Genomic DNA, 21,755 nt, shown 5'->3' on the forward strand with positions numbered 1-21,755 from the left:
GGGCCAGAGGGGACTGCGTGGACAACGTCATCATCGTCGGGCCTCGGCTTCGGCAATGGGAAGTTCGAACGGGCCGGCCGGCGCCCCGCTGCGATCGCGCAGCGTGCACACCGGGCCATCGGCCCAGCAGTAGCGGACGTGCGTTGCGTGCGTCGACCGTGGGCCGCGCAGCAGGATCCGGCGCGCATCCAGTTCGGCGTCGGCGTACTCGCAGTGGCGCGCATGGCCCTTGGCCTCGCACAGTTCAAAGCCGATCGGACGCAGCGAACCGCTTGCGGTGAGCGCGCCTTCGACATCCTCGAACGCAATGGCCACGGCCGTGGGCGTCCGCACGGCCGTTACCGCCCGCGGACCTGACGGTGCCAGATCCTGCTCGCCGTACACCACGTGGCGGGCCACGCGCGCCAGGCGGCGCCCGAGCTCCTGCTTGTTCGGCGGGTGGATGTCGTAGGCATCGCCGATGTCGATGGCGATGGCGAGCCCGCTCTGCGCATCCTCGGCTGCGACGCGCCGCTGCGCCTCGCGCACCTGCGCCCAACCGCTATCGGCGGGCGAAACCGGTGCCTGGCCATAGCTGGCCAGCTGCGCGAGCAGCAGTGGCGTGCGCGCACCGAACTGACGCCGCCAATCGTCGCGCAGCGCACGCAACCGCGCCGCGTACGCCGCGCCATCACCGGTGTTCGATTCACCCTGGTACCACAGCATGCCGCGCAGCCCGAAAGCGCCGAGCGGTGCGATCATTCCGTTGTACAGCGTCGACAACCCGGTGGCGGCCTGCCAGGGGGCGAATGGCGGCGCCTGTTGGCCCGGCGCCACCCGGTACTTCCACGGACCCTGCAGTGCCACCCGATCGCCGTTGTCGAACTGCAGGCCGTATGCCGTGGCGGGGCCAGCCAGGCCGCCTTCACCGTAGGTGTCGAGCACGTTGACCGCAATGCTGTTGGACCCTGCCTTCAGCAGGCCGCTGGGCAACGGGTAGCGCCTCTCGCCGGTGCCGTACTGGCTGCCCACGGAGACGCCGTTCACCCAGGTCACGTCCGCCTCGTCGGCCGATCCCAGCTCCAGGGTGGCGCCGCGTGCAGCCTGTTCAGCGCTCAGCACCACCTGCGTGCGATACCAGACCATACCGTTGTAATCGGCAAGCGCGGGCACGTTCCAACGCTCCCATGCGCCCAGTGTGGCCGGTGCGCGCGACCATCCTCGGTCATCGGCATCCGCGCGCCATGGGGCGTCGCCGGGCAGCGTGCCCTCGCGTGTGGCCCACCAGTGCTGCCAGTAGCGGCCCCAGGCTGCGCGTGCCTCCAGCGGATCACGCGCAGACCGCGCGAGGATATCGGGGGCCTCGTCCAGGCCGCCCTGCCCGCGCAGCGCACCCACGCTGGTCCAGGCCTCGATCCGCGAGCCACCCCACGCTGCCTCGATCAGCCCCATCGGCACGTCGACCGTGCGCTGCAGTTCGCGCGCGAAGTAGAAGCAGGTGGCGGAGAAATCGCGCGCCGTATCAGGCGTTGCCGATGTCCAGGCAGTGCTGCCGTTGAAGCTCTCCTGTGCCTGCACGGCGGCGTGCTGCGGCACGGTGAACAGCCGGATCCGTGGCATCGTGGCTGCGGCGATCTCGCTGGCTGCGTTGAGCGAGCGCCACACCGGCAACTCCATGTTCGACTGGCCCGAACACAGCCATACGTCGCCGACCAGCACATCGCGCGCCATCTCCCGACGTGTCCCGGCGCTTACTTCCAGCGTGTGCGGACCGCCCGCGGCCACCGGGGCAGCGTTGCCTGCCAGCCGCCTGCGGCGTCCGCCCGGGTGCTTACCGCCTGCCCGGCAAACGTCACGGAAACCGGCTGCCGAGGGCCTGCGTGCCCCCAGACCACAATGGGCCGGTCACGCTGCAGGACGGCGTGATCGCTGAACAGCGGATGCAGCAATCCCGTCGTTTCCCGCGCCGCGGCCGGCATCGCCACCACTGCCGCAGCCATCATCAACAGCGCACACCCGACTGCTCCGAACCTGCTCATCGGCCATCCCCGGTGCGGACGGAAACTGCAAGGCCTGGTAGTACGACAATGGCTGCGGCGGTGGCTGTTCGCCGGCGGGCAGCGGGCGGCCACTGAGCGACTGGAAGTACGCCACGCTGGCGTCACGCCACCATTGCGCTTCATCGTGCTGGATCTGCAGGAACGCCGCGACGTGCCGATGCCGCTGCGGATCGATCCGGTCGCGCAGGGCTGCCCAGGTGTCCTGCATCGAGCGCACCTGGCGCACACCGCGCGAATAGCGCCCGACCAGCTCATCCCAGAGCGTCCTGCCCGAGCGCATGCGGCGGTCCCACGGCACATGATGGAACCACAGCAGCAGCGACTCGGGCACCCGCGCGGAATCGCCGTAGATCTCGGCGACCTGCGGGGCGTACTGGCCTACTGCGTTGCTTCCGCCGGCGCTGCGGTCAAAACCGATGCCCTGGCTGTCTGCGCGGTGGTAGTACACCGACGTCCAGTCCGCACGTGGGCCTCCGTCCACCCAGGGGCCGGGGCCGTAGTGATGGCCGCGTGCCATCAGGTGGTGCAGGCCCAGCGGCGTCATGTAATCCACTGCCGCCTCGCGCGAGTCCATCATCATCCGCACGATCGGGCCGGTCACCTGCGGGTCGGGCGAGAACGTCAACGCTGCCCAGTCTTCGGCAATCGCGCGCGCGGATTGCTGCGGGTTCCAGGCCAGCCGGCCGAAGGCGTACCAGTTGGCCTGGTCGAAGTGCGAGCCACTCCAGGTACGGTCCACGCCGATGTTGGCGACGCCGGCAATACCGGTCAGTGCGTGGCCCTCCAGCGAGCCATCGATCACGCGGGCAACCGTGGAGCCCTCGCCGCGGGCATGGGTGTCGGCCTGCAGCACTTCCTCGTAGAGCGTTCCCAGGTAGACCAGGTGCGTCGCAAAACCCAGGTATTCCTTGGTGATCTGCAGTTCCATCATCAGCGGCGTGCGTGGCATCGCGCCGAACAGCGGATGGAACGGCTCGCGCGGCTGGAAGTCGATGGGGCCGTTCTTCACCTGCACGATCACGTTGGGGCGGAAGGCACCGTCCAGCCCGACAAACTCGCTGTACGCCTGCTTGGCGCGATCTTCGGGAACCTCGTGCGAATACACGAAGGCCCGCCACATCACCACGCCGTTGTAGGGCGCCAGCGCGTCGGCCAGCAGGTTGGCGCCGTCGGCATGGGAACGACCGTAATCCTGCGGGCCGGGTTGCCCCTCCGAGTTCGCCTTGACCAGGAATCCGCCGAAATCCGGAATGCGCGCCTGGATCTCATCGACCTTGTCGCGCCACCAGCGCCGCACAGCCGGATCCAGGGGATCGGCCGTTGCCAGGCCGCCGAGCTCGATGGGCGCACTGAAGCGCGCGCTCAGGTAGACCCGGATGCCATAGGGGCGGAACAGGTCGGCCAGCGCTGCGGCCTTGGCCAGATAGGCCGGCGACAGGCTCATCGCACTGGCATTGACGTTGTTGAGGACGGTGCCGTTGATGCCGAGCGAGGCGTTGGCACGGGCGTAGTCGGTGTAGCGCGGGTCACGCCATTGCGGCAACGTCTGCCAGTCCCATAGCGAGCTGCCCGCATAGCCACGCTCGACGTAGCGGTCCAGGTTGTCCCAATGGTCGAGCACGCGCAGTGCGACCCGCGGCGACTCCCGCACGTCCAGGCCCTGCAGCGGCATGCCACGCTGCAACAGGCGCAGCAGGTGGAACATGCCATACAGCACGCCGACATCCCGGCGTGCCGCCACCAGCAGCACATCGCGCCCCCCGGTCCGGACCTGCCGGATCAGGAAGCCCTCGTCGCCCAACGTGGCGATCTCGTTGCCGAACGCGGCAACCAGCGCCGAAGACTGCGGCGTACCCAGCACCAGGGCATGGTCAGTAGTGATTGCCGTTCGCATTGGCGGGGCCGTTTCCAGCAGTCCAGAAAGGCCCCGCGCAAGCTCGTCGCGGGTGGCGCGCTGCATCGGCGTGCCATCCGGCGCCACCACTTCGGCCAGCTGCCGCCGGTAGACGGCAGCGACCGTTGTGGCAACCGGCTGGTAGCGCATCCACAGCCTGTAGCCATCCTCCGCCCCTGCCCCGCCAGCACAGGCCAGCAGTGCGAGCACGGCGCACAGGCGCGTGCCGACAGCACGCAACAACGGCGTTAACATGCGCCTTTGTAAACTACGTCCGGGCCCGGGGCGGCGCATCATCGTCCTTCGAACCCGCGCGGCAGCGCCACCAAGAACAAAGGGATCGTGCATTGGACAAGCCGAAGAAATCGGTTCGCCGCAGAACCGCAGGCGTGACGATCGACGAGGTTGCGGCCCTTGCCGGCGTTTCGCCGATGACCGTGTCGCGGGTGATCAACCAGGGCAAGGTGCGCGACGTCACCCGCGAGCGCGTGCTGCGCGCCGTGCGTGAGCTCGGCTATACACCCAATCTTGCCGCCAGTTCGCTGGCCGCCGCACAGCACACGCGCATTGCGCTGATCTACACCAACCCCAGCGGCGCCTACCTGCGCGAACTGCTGGTGGGCCTGCTGCGCGTCGCCTCCAGTTCCGCCATCCAGCTGGTCATCGACTACTGGGACAACCTGGATGCCGAATCCGAACGCAAGGCGGCGCGTGCGCTCGCCGGACGCGTCGACGGGGTGATCCTGCCGCCACCCCTGTGCGAATCGCAGGCCGCCGTAAGCGAACTGGTCAAGGCAGGCATTCCGGTCGTGGCCATCGCATCGGGGCGCCTGAGCGAGGCCCTGTCCTGCGTCCGCATCGACGATTTCAGTGCCGGCAAGGAAATGACCGATCACCTGCTTCGGCAGGGACACACCCGCATCGGTTTCATCCGTGGGCGCGATGACCTGAGCGCAAGTGCGCTCCGCTACGACGGCTTCGTCACCGCCCTGCGCGAGGCCGGGCTGGCGGTGGAGCCTGGCCTGGTCCAGCACGGTGACTACACCTACCGGTCCGGCCTGGCTGCCGCCGAAAAGCTGTTGTCCCAACGCCGCCCACCGACCGCGATTTTCGCCAGCAACGACGACATGGGCGCTGCCGCCATCTCCGTCGCGCACCGGCGCGGGCTGGAAGTGCCGCGCGACCTGTCGGTCGTGGGTTTCGATGACACCTCGGCCGCCACCACCGTGTGGCCGGAACTGACCACGATCCACCAGCCCATCGCCTCGATGGCCAACGCGGCCGTCGACATCCTGCTGCGCACCATCCGCCGTCCGGCGGCGGACGCAACGGTGCTGCGCGATCATGTGATGCCGCATCGGCTGATCGCACGCGATTCGGTCGCCGCGCCGCCCCGGCGGCGGTAGCGCAGGCATCATGCTCCGCATCCGAGGGTGACCTCGGCTTCGTTCAGCGCACCCAGCGCGACGCGTGACACGGAGATCGTCATCGCATCGCCCGTCACCACCGACCACGGTCGGTCGATCGCGTCCATCCTTGCACCCGCCCTGGCCAGGCACTTCAGCGGCACGCCGACACGCTTCCACTGGCCCTGTGGAAGCGCCGCCAACGCCGGCCCGATGGCGACGCGCGCCGAGCAGCCCGCACTGCAGCCCACCGACAGCCACGCCTCACCCTTCGGGGCTGCGTCCACCCGTAGCGTGGTCAGCAGCATCAGGTCGCCGTTGGATTCGCGCTGCAGGTCCAGCGCCGTGTGCGACTGCAGTGCAGCGACGGCCTCGCCCTTGCCCGACCAGGCCAGGCGTCGCCCGTCCTCCTGCGCCAGATGATCCACGCCGGTGATCTTCAGCCGGTCATCGGGCAATGCGTCCGGTACGCGGGTCACGGTCAGGCCCTGGCCAGCGGCATCCTCGAGCCGCAGTGCCATGCCAGGGCCTGCGTCACCACGCGCGAAGAAGACGCCGGTCGCGCCTTCGTTGCCGGTCACGCCCGATGCCTCCGGCAGCGCGGCCAGGTCGCCGTTGTCGGCGTAGGTCAGGCCGAAGCCGAACGCAAACAACGGATCGTAGTCCTTCTGGCCCACGTTGTTGGCGTACTGGGTGGCAGTGCGCGGCCAGCTGAAACTGAGCTTGCCCTTGAAATCGTGCTGCACGCGGCCATCGCTTCCGCGCAGCAGCACATCGGCAATGCCGGCGCCTTCCGAGCCCGGCAGCCATGCAGCCACGAAGGCATTGGCGGCATTGATTTCCCGGTTCACCCAGAGCGGTCGCCCGCTCAGGAAAACCGCAACAACCGGTATGCCTTCGGCCTTGAGCCGCTTGAGCAGCGCCAGGTCCGTTTCGTTGCCGGGCTTGTAGGCCAGCGTCGGCCGGTCTCCCTGGAACTCGGCATAGGGGTCTTCGCCAAACACCACCACCGCCACGTCGGGCTTCACTGCATAGCGTCCGTCGACGGCAAGCACGGCTTCACCACCCGCCGCGCTGGCCTGGCGCGCGATGCCCTCGTAGATCGTGTCCGCATTGGGGAAGTCCTTGCGGGTGGTGCCGGTGCCCTGCCAGTTGAGCGTCCAGCCGCCGGCCTGCTTGCCGACATCGTCGGCACCGTCGCCGGCCACGAGGATCCGCTGCTTCGGCGACAGCGGCAGGAGGCCGTTCTGGTTCTTCAGCAGGACCAGCGACTCGCGCACGGCCTGCCGGGCAACCGCGCGATGGGCCGGCGCGCCGATCAGTGCGAACTGCCCGCCGACGGCCCGCGTGGATGGCCTGCCGGCCTCGAACAGCCCAAGGCGGAACTTGACCCGCAGGATCCGGCGCACCGCATCGTCCAGGCGTTGCGGCGTGATCCGCCCATCCTTCACCGCAGCCAGCGTCGTATCGTAGAACCCTTTCCAGCTGTCCGAGGCCATCGCCATGTCCAGGCCCGCGTTGATCGTGGCCGGGCAGTCTGTGGTGGTGCAGCCCTTGACCTGTCCATGACCATTCCAGTCACCCACCACGAAGCCACCGAAGTTCATGCGGCCCTTGAGCACATCGGTGAGGTAATGCCGGTGCCCATGCATCTTTTCGCCGTTGACACTGTTGAACGACGCCATCGCGGTCTGCGCGCCGGCGGCGATTGCCGGCGGATATCCGGCGGCGTGGATGCGCACCAGATCTGACTCGCTGATGCGGGTGTCGCCCTGGTCCTTGCCGTCAGTGGTGCCCCCATCGCCTAGGAAGTGCTTCACCGAGGCGATCACATGGCGGCCATCGAGGAACTCCGGCGTTCCCACCCTGCCCTGCAATCCCTCCACCATGGCGGCGGCATAGCTGGCCACCACGTCCGGCGATTCGGAGTAGCCTTCGTAGGTGCGTCCCCAGCGATCATCCTGGGGTACGGCAACGGTCGGCGCGAACGTCCATTCCATGCCGGTGACGCGGGTCTCCAGCGCGGTGATGCCACCGATCTGCCGCAGCAGCCCCGGATTGCGCGTGGCGCCCAGCCCGATGTTGTGCGGGAACAACGTGGCGCCAATGATGTTGCTCTGCCCGTGCACGGCATCGATGCCGAACAGCAGCGGAATGGCCTTGCCGCCTTTCGAAGTGTCCATCGAGGCGTCGTAGAAGGCGTCGGCCAGCGCCAGCCAATCGGCCGGCGACGCGTCATAGCGGCCACCGGGATCGGAGTTGCCACCGGCCAGGATCGAGCCGAGCCGGTAGCGGCGCACATCGTCGGGGGTGACGCTGGCGATGTCACCCTGCACCAGCTGGCCGACCTTGTCCTCCACCGTCATGCCGGCCATCAGGTCGGTGATGCGCTTCTCCAGTGCCGGGTCCGCAGCCAGCGGCCAGGTGACCTCCGGCCAGGGATCGTTGTCGTTGGCTGCGGCGGCGGCAGCCCGGTCCTGGCCGCGGCAGCCGAGCAATCCCAGCATCAGTGCGGCGACCAGCGCGCCGCTGCGGTTTACGAAGGTCTGCGATGTCATGGCGCTCATCCTTCCATCTGCTCCAGTTCCTTGCCCTTGGTCTCGTGCACATGCCGGACGACGAAGATCACCGAGATCACGGCAGCGGCCAGGTAGATGCCGTAGGTGGCTGCCAGCCCTGCCGCGGCCAGCAGCATCGGGAACGTCACCGTGACCACGAAGTTGGAGGTCCACTGCGCCGCGCCGGCGACCGCCAGTGCCGAACCCCGGATCTGGTTCGGGAACATCTCGCCCAGCATCACCCACATCACCGGCCCCCAGGACAGATTGAAGAACACGACGTAGGCATTGGCCGCCACCAGCGCCAGCGTGCCCATGCGGCCGGGCAGCTGCAGATGCCCGTCGGCCAGCGAACCGCTGGCAAACGCCACCACCACCAGTGCAAGCGACAGCGACATCCCGGCCGAGCCGAACCACAGCAGGGGCTTGCGGCCGATCCGGTCAATCAGCAGCACGGTGACCACGCAGGCGCCGATGCTCAGTGCGCCGGACAGCACGTTGATCAGCAGTGCGTCGTTCTCGGAAAAGCCGACCGCCTGCCACAGCACGGCGCCGTAATAGAACACCACGTTGATGCCGACCAGCTGCTGGAAGCAGGCCAGCCCGACGCCGACCCACACGATCGGGCGGATCCGCCCGGTCAGCGTGCTCTTCAGGTCCGACAGTCGCGGGCGATGATGGTCGTTGGACAGCGAGGCATCGATCTCCTCGAGCGTGGCCCTGGCCTTGTCGCTGCCCAGCAGCCGGGTCAGTACCCGCAGGGCGTCGTCCTTGCGTCGTTTCACCACCAGGTAGCGCGGGCTCTCCGGAATGGTCAGCAACAGCAGCAGGAACACCAGTGATGGCGCGGCCTGCATCCAGAACATCCAGCGCCAGGCGGCCTGCCCGCCCCACAGCGGTTCGGTCGACGCGCCCGCTGCGGCCGCCAGCAGGTAGTTGGACAGGAACGCGGCGGTGAGGCCGGTGATGATCGCGATCTGCTGCACGGTAGCCAGGCGTCCGCGGTAACGGGCCGGAGCGACCTCCGCAATGTAGGCCGGCGAGATCACGCTGGCCGCGCCGACCGCGAATCCACCCACCACCCGCGCGGCAATGAACCAGGCCGACGAGACCGCCGCCCCGGCACCGAGTGCCGACAGCAGGAACATCACTGCCGACAGGATCAGCACGTTGCGGCGGCCCAGGCGATCGGCCAGCCGGCCTGCACTGAACGCGCCCACCGCACAGCCCAGCAGCATCGACGCGATCTCGAACCCCTGCATCCATTCGCCGGACCGGAACGCCTGGTGCAGGCCATCCTGGGTACCGTTGATCACGCCGCTGTCGAAGCCGAACAGAAAACCGCCAATCGTCGCCACCACGCTGATCAGTACGATCAGCCGCGTGTTCTCACCGCTGCCTGCTGCCTGGTTCATCCCCATCCCCTTGAGTGCACCGTGGCCGCGCTCAGCGCAGCAGGTACTGGTTGAGCAGGTTTTCGTAACGCTCCTGCTTGCCGCTGGCCTGGCGCGGTTCGCCGAGGCGGGCGGCCAGTGCCGCAAGGTCCGGCAGGCTGAGCGTGCCACGCTCGAAATCCTGGCCGGCGCCGGAATCGAAGCTTGCGTAGCGCTGCGCACGCCATTGCTCCCACGGCGACTCGGTCAGCAGTGCATGGGCAACCTCCAGCCCGCGTGCGAACGCATCCATGCCGCCAATGTGGGCAATGAACAGATCCTCCAGGTCGGTCGACTCACGGCGCACCTTCGCATCGAAGTTCAACCCGCCCTCCAGCCCGCCCTGGCGCAGCACGACCAGCATTGCGCCCACGGTGTCGTACAGATCGCTGGGGAACTGGTCGGTGTCCCAGCCGTTCTGTGCGTTGCCGCGGTTGGCATCGATGCTGCCGAGCAGGCCATGATCGGACGCGACCTGCAGGTCGTGCTCGAAGGTATGGCCGGACAACGTGGCGTGGTTGGCCTCGATGTTGAGCTTGAAGTCCTTGTCCAGCCCGTGTTCCTTCAGGAAGCCCACCACCGTGGCACTGTCGAAGTCGTACTGGTGCTTCATCGGCTCCATCGGCTTGGGCTCGATCAGGAAGTTGCCCTTCAGCCCGATGCTGCGGCCATAGTCGCGTGCCATGGTCAGGAAGCGCGCGAAATGCTCGATCTCCCGCTTCATCTGGGTATTGGCCAGCGACGCATAGCCTTCGCGCCCGCCCCAGAACACATAGTGCTCGCCACCGAGTTCGACCGTGGCCTCCAGGGCGGCCTTGACCTGTACGGCTGCACGCGCGACCACCGCGAAGTCGGGATTGGTCGATGCGCCGTTCATGTAGCGCGGGTGCGAGAACAGGTTGGCCGTGCCCCACAGCAGCTTGACGCCGGTGGCCTCCTGGCGCGCCTTGGCCAGGCCCACCATATGCGAGAGGTTTTTCTGGTACTGGGCGATGTCGTCGGCATCCGGCGCCAGGTCGATATCGTGGAAGCACCAGTACGGCACCCCCAGCTTGGTGAAGAACTCGAACGCCGCGTCCACCTTTGCTTCGGCCGTGGCCAGTGGCGAGGCGGCCTCCCACGGAAACTGCCGGGTGCCCGGGCCGAACGGATCGTGCCCGGCATTGCAGAAGGTGTGCCAGTAGCACACGGCGAAGCGCAGATGCTCCTGCATGGTCTTGCCACCGATGACCCGGTTGGCATCGTAGACCTTGAAGGCAAGCGGATTGTCCGAGCCCTTGCCCTCGAACGGAATGCGGCCGACGCCGGGGAAGTATTCCTTGGCGCCGATGAAGGGCTGCGTGCTCATGGTGCGTGCTCCTGTCGTTGTACGGGGTGTCGTGGAGGAGTCATCAGCCGCGCTGCAGCGGCGTGATGGCATCGAGATGACTGAGGAAGCGTGCGTAGGCCCGTGCATAGGCATCGCTGCGGGCCGGATCCGGCCGTGCGGACAGCGCGGGATCGACGGTGACGTGGCGCGCGGTGATGTCGCAGATCGACGTGGCCTCTCCCTGCGCCCGGGCGAGCGCCCACAACGCCTGCAGTGCCGCACCAAACGCCGCGCCTTCGGCCTGCATCGGGACCTCCACCGGCAGGCCGAACACATCGGCCACCAGCTGACGCCAGGCAGCGCTGTTGCTGCCACCGCCGGTGAGCACGATGCGATCGAACTGCATGCCCGCGCGGACGAAGGCGTCGTAGCCGTACTTCAGGCTGTAGGTCGCGCCCTCCATGGCGGCGCGGTACACATGCGCCGGGGTGAAATTGGCAATGTCCAGGCCAGCCAGCACGCCCTTGCCCAGCGGCAGGTCAGGGGTACGTTCGCCATTGAGGAACGGCAGCATCACCAGGCCCCCTGCCCCGGGCGGCGTTGCGCGAAGATGCGCGTCACCGTCGCGGCTGCTGAAACCGAAGGCGCTGGCCACGCGTTCGGTGGCCACGGTGCAGTTCATGGTGCAGATCAGCGGCAGCCAGCCCCCGTGGACGAGCAGAACGCCGCCCACGCGCCGTCCGGATCGATCACTGGCGAGCCGGAATACGCAAACAGCGTTCCGGAGGTTCCCAGGCTCATCGCCAGCCGTCCTTCCGTGACGCAGCCGGTGCCGATCGCCGCCATCATGTTGTCGCCGCCACCCACGGCAATCTTCACGGCCGCCGGCAGCCCGAACTCGGCGGCTGCCTTCGGCGCGATATCGAACAGGGCATCGGGCGCAGCGATCGGCGGCAGGCAGGCAGCAAGATCACGATCAGGATCGGTTGCGCGCAGCAGTTCCTGCGACCATGTGCGTGTGCGCACGTCCAGCCAGCCGGTGCCGGACGCATCGCCAAGCTCGCAGAACCGCTGCCCGGTCAACACGAAATTCAGGTAGTCGTGTGGCAGCAGGATGGTCGCCAGCCGCGCATAGGCGTCGGCACGGTGGGTCCGGGTCCAGGGCAGCTTGGAGGCCGTGTAGCCGGCCAGGATCGGATTGCCCGCCAGCGCGATGGTCCGTTGGAACCCACCCACGGCGTCCATGATCTGGATGCATTCGACCGAGGTGCTGGTGTCGCACCACAGCTTGGCCGGCGCCAGTACCTCGCCAGCATCATCGACCGGCACGAACCCATGCTGCTGCCCCGATACCGCCAGCGCGACGATGCGTGCGCGCAGCGAGGGATCGATCCGGGCAAAACAGTCGCGCAGGGCCGACACCCAGTCGGCCGGCGCCTGTTCGCGGCTGCCGTCGGCACCGCTGTCCAGCGCGAGCGGCGCGCTGGCCGAGGCCACCACCGCCTGCTTCCGCGGGTCATAGACCAGCACCTTCAGGCTCTGCGTCCCTGCATCGATCCCTGCAACCAGACCCATCGAAACCGCCTCCGATCAACAAAAAGGTAGCGCTAACATTCCGTGGACTCAAAAAGGGGGCGTGGTGTCCGGCCCCTCGTTGCCACCGCGCGCGTCATCGCCAGCGGTGTTGCCGCACTGTAACCAGCTGCAGCGGAAAAAGCGTGCTGCAACGCAAAAGCCTGCTACGCGCTTGCTGCCGTCGAACGCCACACGTCCACGCCGGACCTGCAGTACTGCGCGATGAACTCCGCCTGCGCCGGCATCTGCGCGGCGGCCTGCTGCACAGGCCGTTGGATGCCCTTCAACAAGGTGCGCAGATCGACATCACTCACGGCCTGCGCCAGCGGGTGCGCAGGACCGGGCGCGATGCCCTGCCCGAGCAGCACGCTGGTCCAGGATTCGACGCGGAACAGCTCGCCGGGGTCCTGCCACGCATGCGCACGCTCGCGCCACGCCTGCAGCCGCTGCTGCAGGGACTCGGGCACGCGCATCTCGCGACAGGCCTTCCACATCGGTTCGCTGCGCTGCGTGGCGTGGTAGTGCAGGATGATGAAGTCGCGCACGTGCTCCATTTCCTGGCGGCTGACATCGTTGTACAGCTGCACCAGCGACGCACTGATGCCGTCGAACGGGAACAGCTGGATCAGGCGCACTACCGCGCTGATCGTCAGATGGATGCTGGTCGACTCCAGCGGTTCGATGAAGCCGCTGGCCAGCCCGAGCGACACCACGTTCCTGTTCCAGGCCTTCAGCCGGCGTCCACTGCGGAACGGCACCTTCCATGGATCGCGCAAGGGTGGAGCCCCGGCATCGCGCAACAGTTTCGCGGCGGCCTCGTCATCGGACAGATGGCGGCTGTCATACACCAGCCCGCAGCCAACGCGGTGCTGCAGCGCGATGTGCCAGCGCCACCCCGCCTCGTGGGCGATCGCCCGGGTATAGGGTACCGGCGGCGCCACCGCTTCGGTCTGCACCGCCACGGCCCGGTCGCATGGCAGCCATTCGTGCCAGTCCTCGTAGCCGGTGCCCAGTGCCTGCTCGATCAGCAGTCCGCGGAAGCCGGTGCAGTCGATGAACAGATCGCCCTCGATCACCTGGCCGTCGTCCAGCACCAGCGCCTGCACCGACCCGTCGTGCGCGTGCTGCCTGACCTGGGCGATCCGGCCTTCGATCCGGCGCAGGCCGTGGGCCTCGGCCCTGCCGCGCAGGAACCTCGCATACAGCCCGGCATCGAAGTGATACGCATAGCTGGCCTGCGGCTGGGTGTGCAGCGAGAAGCGGTCGCCACGCGAGGCGATGCTCTCCAGGCAGAAGTCGCCCAGGTCCGAGGGCATGCCGCGGCGCAGGCTGTCCAGCCAGAAGTGATGGAAGGGGGCCGCCCAGGTGCCATGGCCGATGGTGCCGAACGGATGGAAGAAGCGATCGCCCGGCAGGCGCCAGTTCTCGAACGAGATCGACAGCTTGAAGGTGCCGGCCACCGCGCGCAGGAACTCCTGCTCGTCGATCTGCAGGAAGCGGTGGAAGGTGCGGATCGGCGGCACAGTGGACTCACCGACACCGACCGTGCCGATCTGCTCGGACTCGACCAGCGTGATCTGCAGCTGGTCACGGAACTGGTGCGCAAGCGCGCAGCCGGCCAGCCAACCCGCCGTACCGCCACCGGCAATGACCACCTTGCGGATGCGCCCTGAGGGCGTGCTCTGGGTATCCAACATGGTGCCCCTCTCTCAACGGTTAAGCCTGCCCAGCAGCATCGCGCGCATGCGGCGGGCGCGCTGCTCGTCAAACGGTGCCAGATCCCCGCGCGCGGCGTCAGGCAGGTGCTGCCCCGCGCGCTCGCCAGGGCCGAATGCGTAGTAGCGGAAGAGCCCTTCCCAGGCCTGCTTTTCGCGCGCCGGCAGATCACGCACGGCCCACATCGCGTGGTGCAGCGCCGCCAGCGCGGATCCCAGCCAGGCCGGCGAGCTTCGCCACCAGTAGTTCACCAGCACGTTGAACGGTTCCAGGCTGCGTACATGGTGCCACCACATGCTGGGAATGAAGATCGCATCGCCGGGCCCAAGCACCGCACTGCGCGCGTGCGCCAGCGCCTCGCGGAAACGTGGATGCCGATCGAAGTCTGGCTGTTCGAAGTCCACCACGCTGACCACCTGTCCGCCCGGCGTGGGATCGAGCGGGCCCGGATAGAGGTTGTCGATCTGGGCGGGCGGGAACAGGGTGAACTCGCGCCGCCCCACCGCGCAGCAGGCGAGGTTGTCGGGTGTGTCGAAATGGCACGAGGCCGTCACCCGGTTGCCGATCCAGATGCTGGCGGTGGCGTCGATGCCCTGCTTCGCCAGACCGGCGTCGTTGGCCTGCGCGAATGCCGGCAGCAGTGCCCGCGCAATCGGCAGCGAGGCCACGTAGTAAGTGGGCGGTTGCGGTGCATGCAGCGTCATGGCGATCTCTTCCAGCACCTGGGCCAGCACGCCGCGCCGCACTTCGAAGTTCAACCGGGTGAAGTCCGTGCTGTAGAACGGGCGCCCCCCGATCTCGGCGCCGCCGAACGAGTACTGGATGGGTGCACCCGCATCGACGCTGCACAGGTACGCCATTGCATCCTGCACCCCGCCCAGCCCGGCCTGGACCAGTGGCCAATCGGTGGCGATGCCACGCAGTACGACCGGCTCACCGGCCTCCACCAGGTCAGCCAGTGGCAAGGCGGCAGGATCGATGCCTTCCAGCATCCGCATCGGCAGGGTGGCCTGCACCGGTCAGTTCCTGGCCGCCTGCGCGGTGCCGTCCTGGACGCGGAGACGGCGCTGCTTCTCGGCGATCAGGTGGCGCATGTTATGCAGCGAGGCAAGCATCAGGTACGCACCCTCCAGGTAACCGGCGCGGTTCAACGCAGCCAGGCGTGGACTGTCCAGCGCAGCCAGGCGCTCGCGGTCGATGCCGTGCAATCCGCTCACGCTCACCCGGTGGTGCGGCGCGAGCTGCACATCGAGCGTGACCGGCTGGATGAGCCCGCAGTCGTCGAGCATCGTGAACATACTGGCCGCGAAGGCACTGCCCTCGTGGATGCCGCGCAGAACGCCGGCGATGTGGTCCAGGTAGGGCGTGTTGCCGCCCTGCGGCAGGAACACCGGCTCACCGGCGCCGTCGGTGACGCGCGGATGGTCCAGGTCCACGTGCATCACCGAATCCTGGGTGAGCACGCCATCCACGTAGTGCTCCTGGAAGCCGATCAGGAACGGCCCTTTGGCCGCCGCGCCTGGCAGGTAGGAAGCATTCCAGCGCCCGTCCTGCAGGAACAGGTTCTCGTGTTGTTCGAAACCCAGCAGGGCCACGGACTGCCACGCCTTCGTCCCGGTATCCCTGCGCAGGAAGATCGGATACTCACGCTGCAGTTCGGCGAACTCGCTGGGATAGGCCGGCACCATGCCCACGGCATCGCCGAACTGCGGCCCGAATCCGGTGGCGACCCTCAGGTCCCGATGCGCGATGTTGTTGAGCATTTCGTAGCGGGCCATCAGGGTATCCAGTCCAGTGCGGGGTGGCTGGCCGGCAGCGTAGCGCAGGCGCGACAGGTGCGGCGACACCGTCCCGGCACGGCACCGCTGGCGGGCAGTGGTGCCATGCCGGACGCATCGGCAACCAGGCTCAGAACTTGTAGCGGACGCCCAGCATGTAGCGCGGGCTCTGGTCTGCCAGCTTGACGATCATCTGCGAGGTGCGCGAGCGCCACCGCACATCCTCGCCGGTCAGGTTGATCGCCTCCAGGCTGAAGGACCAGTGGTCATCCAGCGCATAGTTGACGCTGAGATCCCACTGCTCGTACGGCTCCACATAGTACGGATTGCGGCTGGAGCCCTGGTTGGCCAGGATCAGGTACTGGTCGCGCCAGTTCCATGCCAGGCGTACCGACCACCCGTACTTCTCGTACATCAGCATGGCGTTGGCGGTGTCGCTCAGGCCGGTGAGCGAGAACTGGTCGATGCCCGGGTCACCGCCATTGTTGTAGCCGACATCACCTTTGACCACCGTGTAGTTGGCCAGCACGCCGAAGCCGGTGTCACCGAAGAAGTACTGGCCGCCCAGCTCCCAGCCATGCAGCTTGGATTTGTTCTGGTTGATCGGGCGATTGACGTTGAACTGGTACAGCGGATCGTTGGGCTGCCCATACAGATCGTAGGCCGCTTCGGTGGCCAGCACCTGCGCATCAGTGCCGTTGTAGGCGCCGAGGCCGGCAGGATTGTTGCGCAGCAATGCCAGCGCGGTGAACAGCGAGGTGTCGTTGGCCGAGCAGGCGGCCGCATTGGCCGGCCCGACCTGGGCGACGCAGGCGCCGCTGGTCAGGAAGTCCAACGCCGCCCGCGCATCCGGCCCGGAGGTCGGGTCGGTGAGGCCGTACAGGCTTTCCTGCACGACGGTGTTGCCGATGAAGTTGCTGACCGACTTGTTCCAGTAGGTCAATGACACATAGCTGGCGTCGGCGAAGTACCACTCCAGCCCCAGGTCGAGGTTGTCCGATTCCAACGGCTTCAGGCTCGGGTTCTGCGAATTTCCGCTGGCGCGCGACGAGGGATCGATCAGCACCGAGCCGAACGGCTGCTGGGCCCCGGGTCCTGCATAGAGATTGCCATACGGCGCGCGGGCGATGCTTTTGCCGAACGAAACGCGGCCCTTCAGCTCCTCGGTGAGGTCGATGCTGAAATCAAGGTTGGGCAGGATGTAGCTGTAGCGCGCCTTCTCCGTGAAGGGCTGCTGCTCATCGGACAGCACGATGCGGAAATCGTTGTTGGCCTGCCACTCGATGGACTCGGGGACGGCAATGACCGAGGTCGACACCACGTCAGTGGTTTCATAGCGCACGCCCAGGCGGGTGTTGGTGCGCATGCCACCCAGCTCCCCGTCCAGCTCCACCTGGAAGTACGCCGCCTTGGTCTTCTCTTCCACGAAGTTGTCGGCCGCGCGTTGCGGGTTCACACCCAGGCCGACGCCGTACTCGCGCGATGCCCATTGCGCGAGCTGCCCGGCATTGCCGCGCCAGGCGGGCCAGCTGTTGGCACTGTAGTCGTCGAACAGGCCGACGATGCTGACCGGCTGCAGCAGGTCCATCAGGCCTGCGGCGGTATCCCGGTCCACGTTGGCCACGCCCCAGTCGCCCAGGGTCGAGTAGGCCTCGGCGGCCTGGATGCGGTGGGTGGTGGACTTGTTGGTGTCCACGCCGAACTGGAAGCGCCCGTGGTCGAAGTTCCATTCGCCATCGACGCGCGCCTGCTTGATCTCGCTGATCTGGGTCTGCGCGTTGACGCGCAGCACCTGCGTGCCGACCTCGCCTTCCTGGAAGCCCGGATTGACCACGCCATTGGTCCCGGCGAGCGCATCGGCGGTGCTGGGATACCAGACCTGGGTGCCAACCGGCAGGCCATTGTTGAAGTTCAACTCCTGCACCCAGGAGCCACCGCAATGCGGGCCACGGGTGCAGTTGTTGGTGCCGGCGATGCTCATGAAGATCGAACCACCGCCGGTGAGCGGGTCATTCGGGCGGCTCTCGTTCTTCGAGTTGTGCGCATCGAAACTGAGCTTGAAGCGGTCGCTGACATTCCAGACGGCATTGAAACCCAGCGAACCCAGCTTGTATTCCTGCATGCTGCGCTGCTGTTCCAGGCCGAAATCCTTGGTGCCGGCGATTTCACGGATGTATACCGGCGTCGCGACGGCGCCACTGGTGTCGAACTCGACGTTGGTGTAGTTGCTGTTCTGCAACCACATGCCCTGCTCGCCGCGATTCTCGGTGATCTCGTTGGTCGAGTAGGTGTAATCCACGGTCAGGGTCAGGCTGTCCGTCGGTGCGAACTGCAGCACGGCCTGGCCGTTGACGCGTTCGCGCTCGAATTCGGAGAACGCGTAGCGCAGGTCGTTGGGCCGCGCGTAAAGCTGGCCGACGGCCGGGGCATTGACCACGGTCGGATTGCCCGGCATCGACCCTGTCCACGGCTGCACGTTCCAGTAGTTCTCCGTGGCCTGCACCGAGCCACCCTTGCGCTTCTGCTGGCTCGCGCTGAGGCTGACGCCAAAGGTCTTTTCCGGATTGCTGTAGCTGAAGATGCCCGACAGCTCCGGTGTCAGGTCATTGTCGAACGGCTGGCTCTGGTCGGACACCAGCTTCGCCCCGGCGTTGGCCACGATGCCGGCGTGATCGAGCGGGCGCGAGGTCAGGATGTTGATCGTCGCACCGATGCCACCGCTGGGCACCTGTGCCTGGCTGGTCTTGTAGACCTCGATACCATTGATGGCCTCGGCGGCCAGCTGCGCGAAGTTGAAGGCGCGGGTGCCGCCGTCGACACCGCCGATGGCGACCTGTCCAGAGGCACCGAATGCATCGGCACCCGGCATCTGCCGACCGTTGAGCGTGACCATGTTGAACTGGGGCCGAAGCCACGCGCGGTCACCTGCGCACCCTCGCCGTCACGGCGCTCGATGGAGATGCCGGTGATGCGCTGCAACGACTCGGCAAGATTGGTATCGGGGAACTTGCCGATGTCCTCAGCGCTGATCGCGTCGACCACGCCCGCCGAGTCGCGCTTGATGTCCATGGCCTGGCTCAGGCTGTTGCGTATGCCCGTGACCTGCACTGCATCGAGCTGGGTGGGCTGCGACTGGCTCTGCGGCTGCTGCCCGGTCGCCGGTGCTGCGTCCTGCGCAAAGGCAGGATTGATGACCAGGGCGCCACCCACGAAGGTGAACATGGCCCGGGACCGGAACTTCGCCAATGCGCGGCTCATGAACCGGACCTCGGGGCCAGGGTGCCGCGGAAACTGCAAGTGCTCATGAAAGTCCCCTCTGACATACGATCGAATGGATGTACCGCCCCCTCCCAGGGGCACGCACGGGCGTGGCCCGCATTCCAAACCGAACAGCACGGGTGCTCGGGCACGCCGCGACTTACACTTGCTTTTCAAGCCTGCCAGGACAAACACGCGGCAAAGAAGGCAGCCTCCCGGACCCTGGATCCCCGTCCGACTGGTAGCGCTACCATCGCGTTGCAGCGGAGAGTAATCACCGAGGTTCGCCGTTGTCACCATGCAGCGCAGCAAAACCGCCTGCGGGCCAAACAGCTGATGACTCGGCCGTTGCTGCATCCGGTCACGCTCACCCGACGTAGGAAAAATGCCCGCACTTGCGGGTCATCCAGAAAGGAACGCACCGTGAACGCTCTTCAGCGCATCGCCGCCGCAGTCGGCTTCGCCGTACTCGTTTCGTCCGGCTCCTCGGTTTTCGCCGCCAACACCGTCATCGTGGGCGGGGCAGAAATGTACCCCGCCAGGACCATCGTCGAGAACGCCGTCAATTCCAAGGATCACACCACGCTGGTTGCAGCGGTCAAAGCAGCCGGCCTGGTCGACACCCTCAACGGCGCCGGGCCCTTCACTGTTTTCGCGCCCACCAATGCGGCCTTCGAAAAGCTGCCTGCAGGCACTGTCGAGACACTGGTGAAGCCTGAAAACAAGGCACAGCTGACCCGGATCCTGACCTACCACGTCGTCCCGGGCAACTACAGTTCCGCCCAGCTTCTGGCCGATGCCCGCAAGCACAGCGGCAAGGCCACCCTGAAGACCGTGCAGGGTGAGCCTCTCACCGTGGCGCTCCACGATGGCAAGCTCTGGCTCATCGACGCAAAGGGTGGAAAGGCAGGCATCAGCATTGCAGATGTCGGCCAGTCCAACGGCGTCATCCACGTGGTCGACACCGTGCTGATGCCCAAGTAAGCGGCCTCACGCAACGGGCATCCGGCGCGATGCCCGTTGCCCGGGCCGGTCATCCCGACGTCACCATGCGGATCCCTGCCCGGCATGGCGTCGTGGCTACCACTCCGGCCCGAGCAGCTTGGTCACCTCGGCCTCCAGTTTCTGCGCGGCCTCATCCTGGGAGGCGACCTTGATGCTCAGCCCCGACTGCGCCGGCCCCGGCACCAGCTGGTAGCGGTTGATGGTACCGCCACCGTCGCCGTCCAGCGCTACCCGCGCCACTACCGTGCGGCCATTGGCGTGGAAGGTCCAGTCCTGATAATCAAACATGCTTCAGTAGGTGTGCGGCCAAGATGTCATCCCACTTTTAGCGGCACGGCAGTGAAGAACGCTCCAGGAGGATGTTCAGAGCGCGTGGACATGATGACGACAGGGCCTATTGCAGTGTCCGCGCCAACTGCAGGACATCGGCGAAGAAGGAGGGATAGTCGTCCTGTGGAGCGCTGTGGGTCTCGCGCCGGTGAACCAGACGCACGGCGACCACGCGCTGTTCCGGGACGATCATCAGGTATTGGCCCAGGTAGCCGTTGGCGGCAAAGCCGACGACCGGTCCCCGTGAGATGTCGTAGAGATCGGCGAGCTTCAGGCCGCGCGCGGAGATCTGGCTGCCGTAGCGCTGGGACCAGTCCGCGCCCAGCTGATTGGCGAGGAAGGCGACCAGTGCGCTGCGGCTTTCGAATACTCGCCCTGCGCTGGCCTGCAGTGCGCGCTGTACGTCGTCATCCACGCCCCTTTTCACCAGCAGATCCCGTAGCCGGGGCTTGAGCTGGTACCGTTCCCAGGCCGGTATCCGCCACCACAGCAGCCCAACATCTGGCGCACGGGCGCTTTCGGTCGTCATCAACGCGACCGACTGCTCACTCAGGAGACGCCTGCCATCCGGTGCCACGCCTCCGTCCAGCAACAGTTGCCCGATGGCGGCAAGATCGGCCGCGCGCAGGGACAGCCCGGCCATGCCCAGCGGGGTGCCTGCCTCATCCTTCATCCAGGTGTAGTGGGCAATGCCCAGGGGCTTGAACAGCCGCGCGTCCAGATACGCGTCCACAGGCTCGCCTGCCAGGCGCTCGACAATGCCGGGCAGCAGGTTGGTAGCCTTGTTGTTGTAGGAGAACACGTTGCCCGGGTCATCGCTCAGCTCGGCAGCCAGTGCCAGCTTGACCAGGTCCGGGGCCCCTTCCAGCTCTTCGCCCGCGTTCGCCACGTTCTGCAGGCCCGAGGTATGGTCCAGCAGCATGCGCACGGTAATGGCGCTCTTCCTGCCCTGCTTCCATTCGGGATAGATCCGGCTGACCGGCGTATCGATCGAAGCCAGCTTTCCTTCGTCCAGCAGCAATGCAATGGCCAGCGCGACGACCGACTTGGTGGCCGACATCAGGTGAACGGATTCCTGCCCGGCGGCGGGCTTCAGCTCAAGCAGCGTCTCCCGCTCATGCATCACCAGGACCGCATCGGAATGCGCGGCGCGTGCATTGCGCTCAATCGCGGCAAGGGCATCGGCACGTGTCGCCGCTTGGCTGGGCCCGGCGATGCCGAACACCAGGGCCAGGGCGCAGGACAACCAGCAGGATCTTGGCATCGCAATCTCGTCCAATGGGTGTGTGCGTAGATTGACTACATGTGTAGTCACGCTGCAGTGCCTGAAGTCATGGCGCGCTTGAGTGCTGAACGTGGGCTGGGCGCCGCCCCCCGGCCCACCTGCAACGCGGTCGACGGCAGCGGTCGCCAAGCCGCGCCGCACGGTATGATGCGGCGACCCGGAACCTGCG

10 protein-coding genes and 4 pseudogenes are annotated in these 21,755 nt (G+C 66.9%); 2 read left to right on the forward strand and 12 right to left on the reverse strand.

Annotated features, from left to right (window positions below):
• Window positions 1-30 precede the first annotated feature (30 nt).
• Window positions 31-1,982, reverse strand: a pseudogene (locus DL544_RS11025) (sialate O-acetylesterase).
• A 43-nt stretch (window positions 1,983-2,025) separates the two neighbouring features.
• A pseudogene (locus DL544_RS11030) lies at window positions 2,026-4,188 on the reverse strand (alpha-glucuronidase family glycosyl hydrolase); the annotation flags it as partial.
• A gap of 92 nt (window positions 4,189-4,280) precedes the next feature.
• On the opposite strand from DL544_RS11030, the gene DL544_RS11035 reads away from it, so the two are divergent.
• Complete coding sequence (locus DL544_RS11035; protein WP_032954175.1) at window positions 4,281-5,339, forward strand: LacI family DNA-binding transcriptional regulator; 1,059 nt, start codon at window positions 4,281-4,283, stop codon at window positions 5,337-5,339.
• Window positions 5,340-5,347: 8 nt separating this feature from the next.
• Here DL544_RS11035 and DL544_RS11040 read toward each other — a convergent pair whose 3' ends face one another.
• The 8 genes and pseudogenes from DL544_RS11040 to DL544_RS11075 form a co-directional block, all read right to left on the reverse strand.
• Window positions 5,348-7,906, reverse strand: a complete 2,559-nt coding sequence (locus DL544_RS11040; RefSeq protein ID WP_139727120.1) for a glycoside hydrolase family 3 protein — start codon at window positions 7,904-7,906, stop codon at window positions 5,348-5,350.
• Window positions 7,903-9,312, reverse strand: coding sequence for a sugar porter family MFS transporter (locus DL544_RS11045; RefSeq protein ID WP_005416600.1), 1,410 nt, complete (start codon window positions 9,310-9,312; stop codon window positions 7,903-7,905). The genes DL544_RS11040 and DL544_RS11045 overlap by 4 nt, the downstream gene beginning before the upstream one ends.
• Window positions 9,313-9,343: 31 nt before the next feature.
• The gene (gene xylA, locus DL544_RS11050) at window positions 9,344-10,678 is read right to left on the reverse strand and encodes a xylose isomerase (protein WP_065196308.1); all 1,335 of its coding nucleotides are present in this window, start codon (window positions 10,676-10,678) and stop codon (window positions 9,344-9,346) included.
• Window positions 10,679-10,721: 43 nt separating this feature from the next.
• Window positions 10,722-12,214, reverse strand: a pseudogene (xylB, locus tag DL544_RS11055) (xylulokinase).
• Between the two features lie 164 nt (window positions 12,215-12,378).
• Window positions 12,379-13,911 (reverse strand): tryptophan halogenase family protein, encoded by a 1,533-nt coding sequence (locus DL544_RS11060; RefSeq protein ID WP_139727121.1) that lies wholly within the window; start codon window positions 13,909-13,911, stop codon window positions 12,379-12,381.
• A gap of 12 nt (window positions 13,912-13,923) precedes the next feature.
• Window positions 13,924-14,946, reverse strand: a complete 1,023-nt coding sequence (locus DL544_RS11065) for a cupin-like domain-containing protein (protein ID WP_139727122.1) — start codon at window positions 14,944-14,946, stop codon at window positions 13,924-13,926.
• A gap of 3 nt (window positions 14,947-14,949) precedes the next feature.
• Window positions 14,950-15,708 carry a SapC family protein gene (locus DL544_RS11070; RefSeq protein ID WP_139727123.1) on the reverse strand — a complete coding sequence of 253 codons (759 nt, stop codon included), beginning with the start codon at window positions 15,706-15,708 and terminating at the stop codon, window positions 14,950-14,952.
• Window positions 15,709-15,838: 130 nt separating this feature from the next.
• Window positions 15,839-18,966 (reverse strand): annotated as a pseudogene (locus DL544_RS11075) (TonB-dependent receptor).
• A 423-nt stretch (window positions 18,967-19,389) separates the two neighbouring features.
• On the opposite strand from DL544_RS11075, the gene DL544_RS11080 reads away from it, so the two are divergent.
• Complete coding sequence (locus DL544_RS11080) at window positions 19,390-19,950, forward strand: fasciclin domain-containing protein (RefSeq protein ID WP_139727124.1); 561 nt, start codon at window positions 19,390-19,392, stop codon at window positions 19,948-19,950.
• Between the two features lie 96 nt (window positions 19,951-20,046).
• On the opposite strand, the gene DL544_RS11085 is transcribed toward DL544_RS11080, so the two are convergent.
• Both DL544_RS11085 and DL544_RS11090 read right to left on the reverse strand, forming a co-directional pair.
• Window positions 20,047-20,259, reverse strand: a complete 213-nt coding sequence (locus DL544_RS11085) for a hypothetical protein (protein WP_005416609.1) — start codon at window positions 20,257-20,259, stop codon at window positions 20,047-20,049.
• A gap of 106 nt (window positions 20,260-20,365) precedes the next feature.
• The gene (locus DL544_RS11090) at window positions 20,366-21,547 is read right to left on the reverse strand and encodes a serine hydrolase domain-containing protein (protein ID WP_005416610.1); all 1,182 of its coding nucleotides are present in this window, start codon (window positions 21,545-21,547) and stop codon (window positions 20,366-20,368) included.
• Window positions 21,548-21,755: the final 208 nt, after the last annotated feature.

The sequence above is a fragment of the Stenotrophomonas sp. pho genome (genome assembly GCF_006228405.1).
Lineage (GTDB): Bacteria > Pseudomonadota > Gammaproteobacteria > Xanthomonadales > Xanthomonadaceae > Stenotrophomonas > Stenotrophomonas sepilia.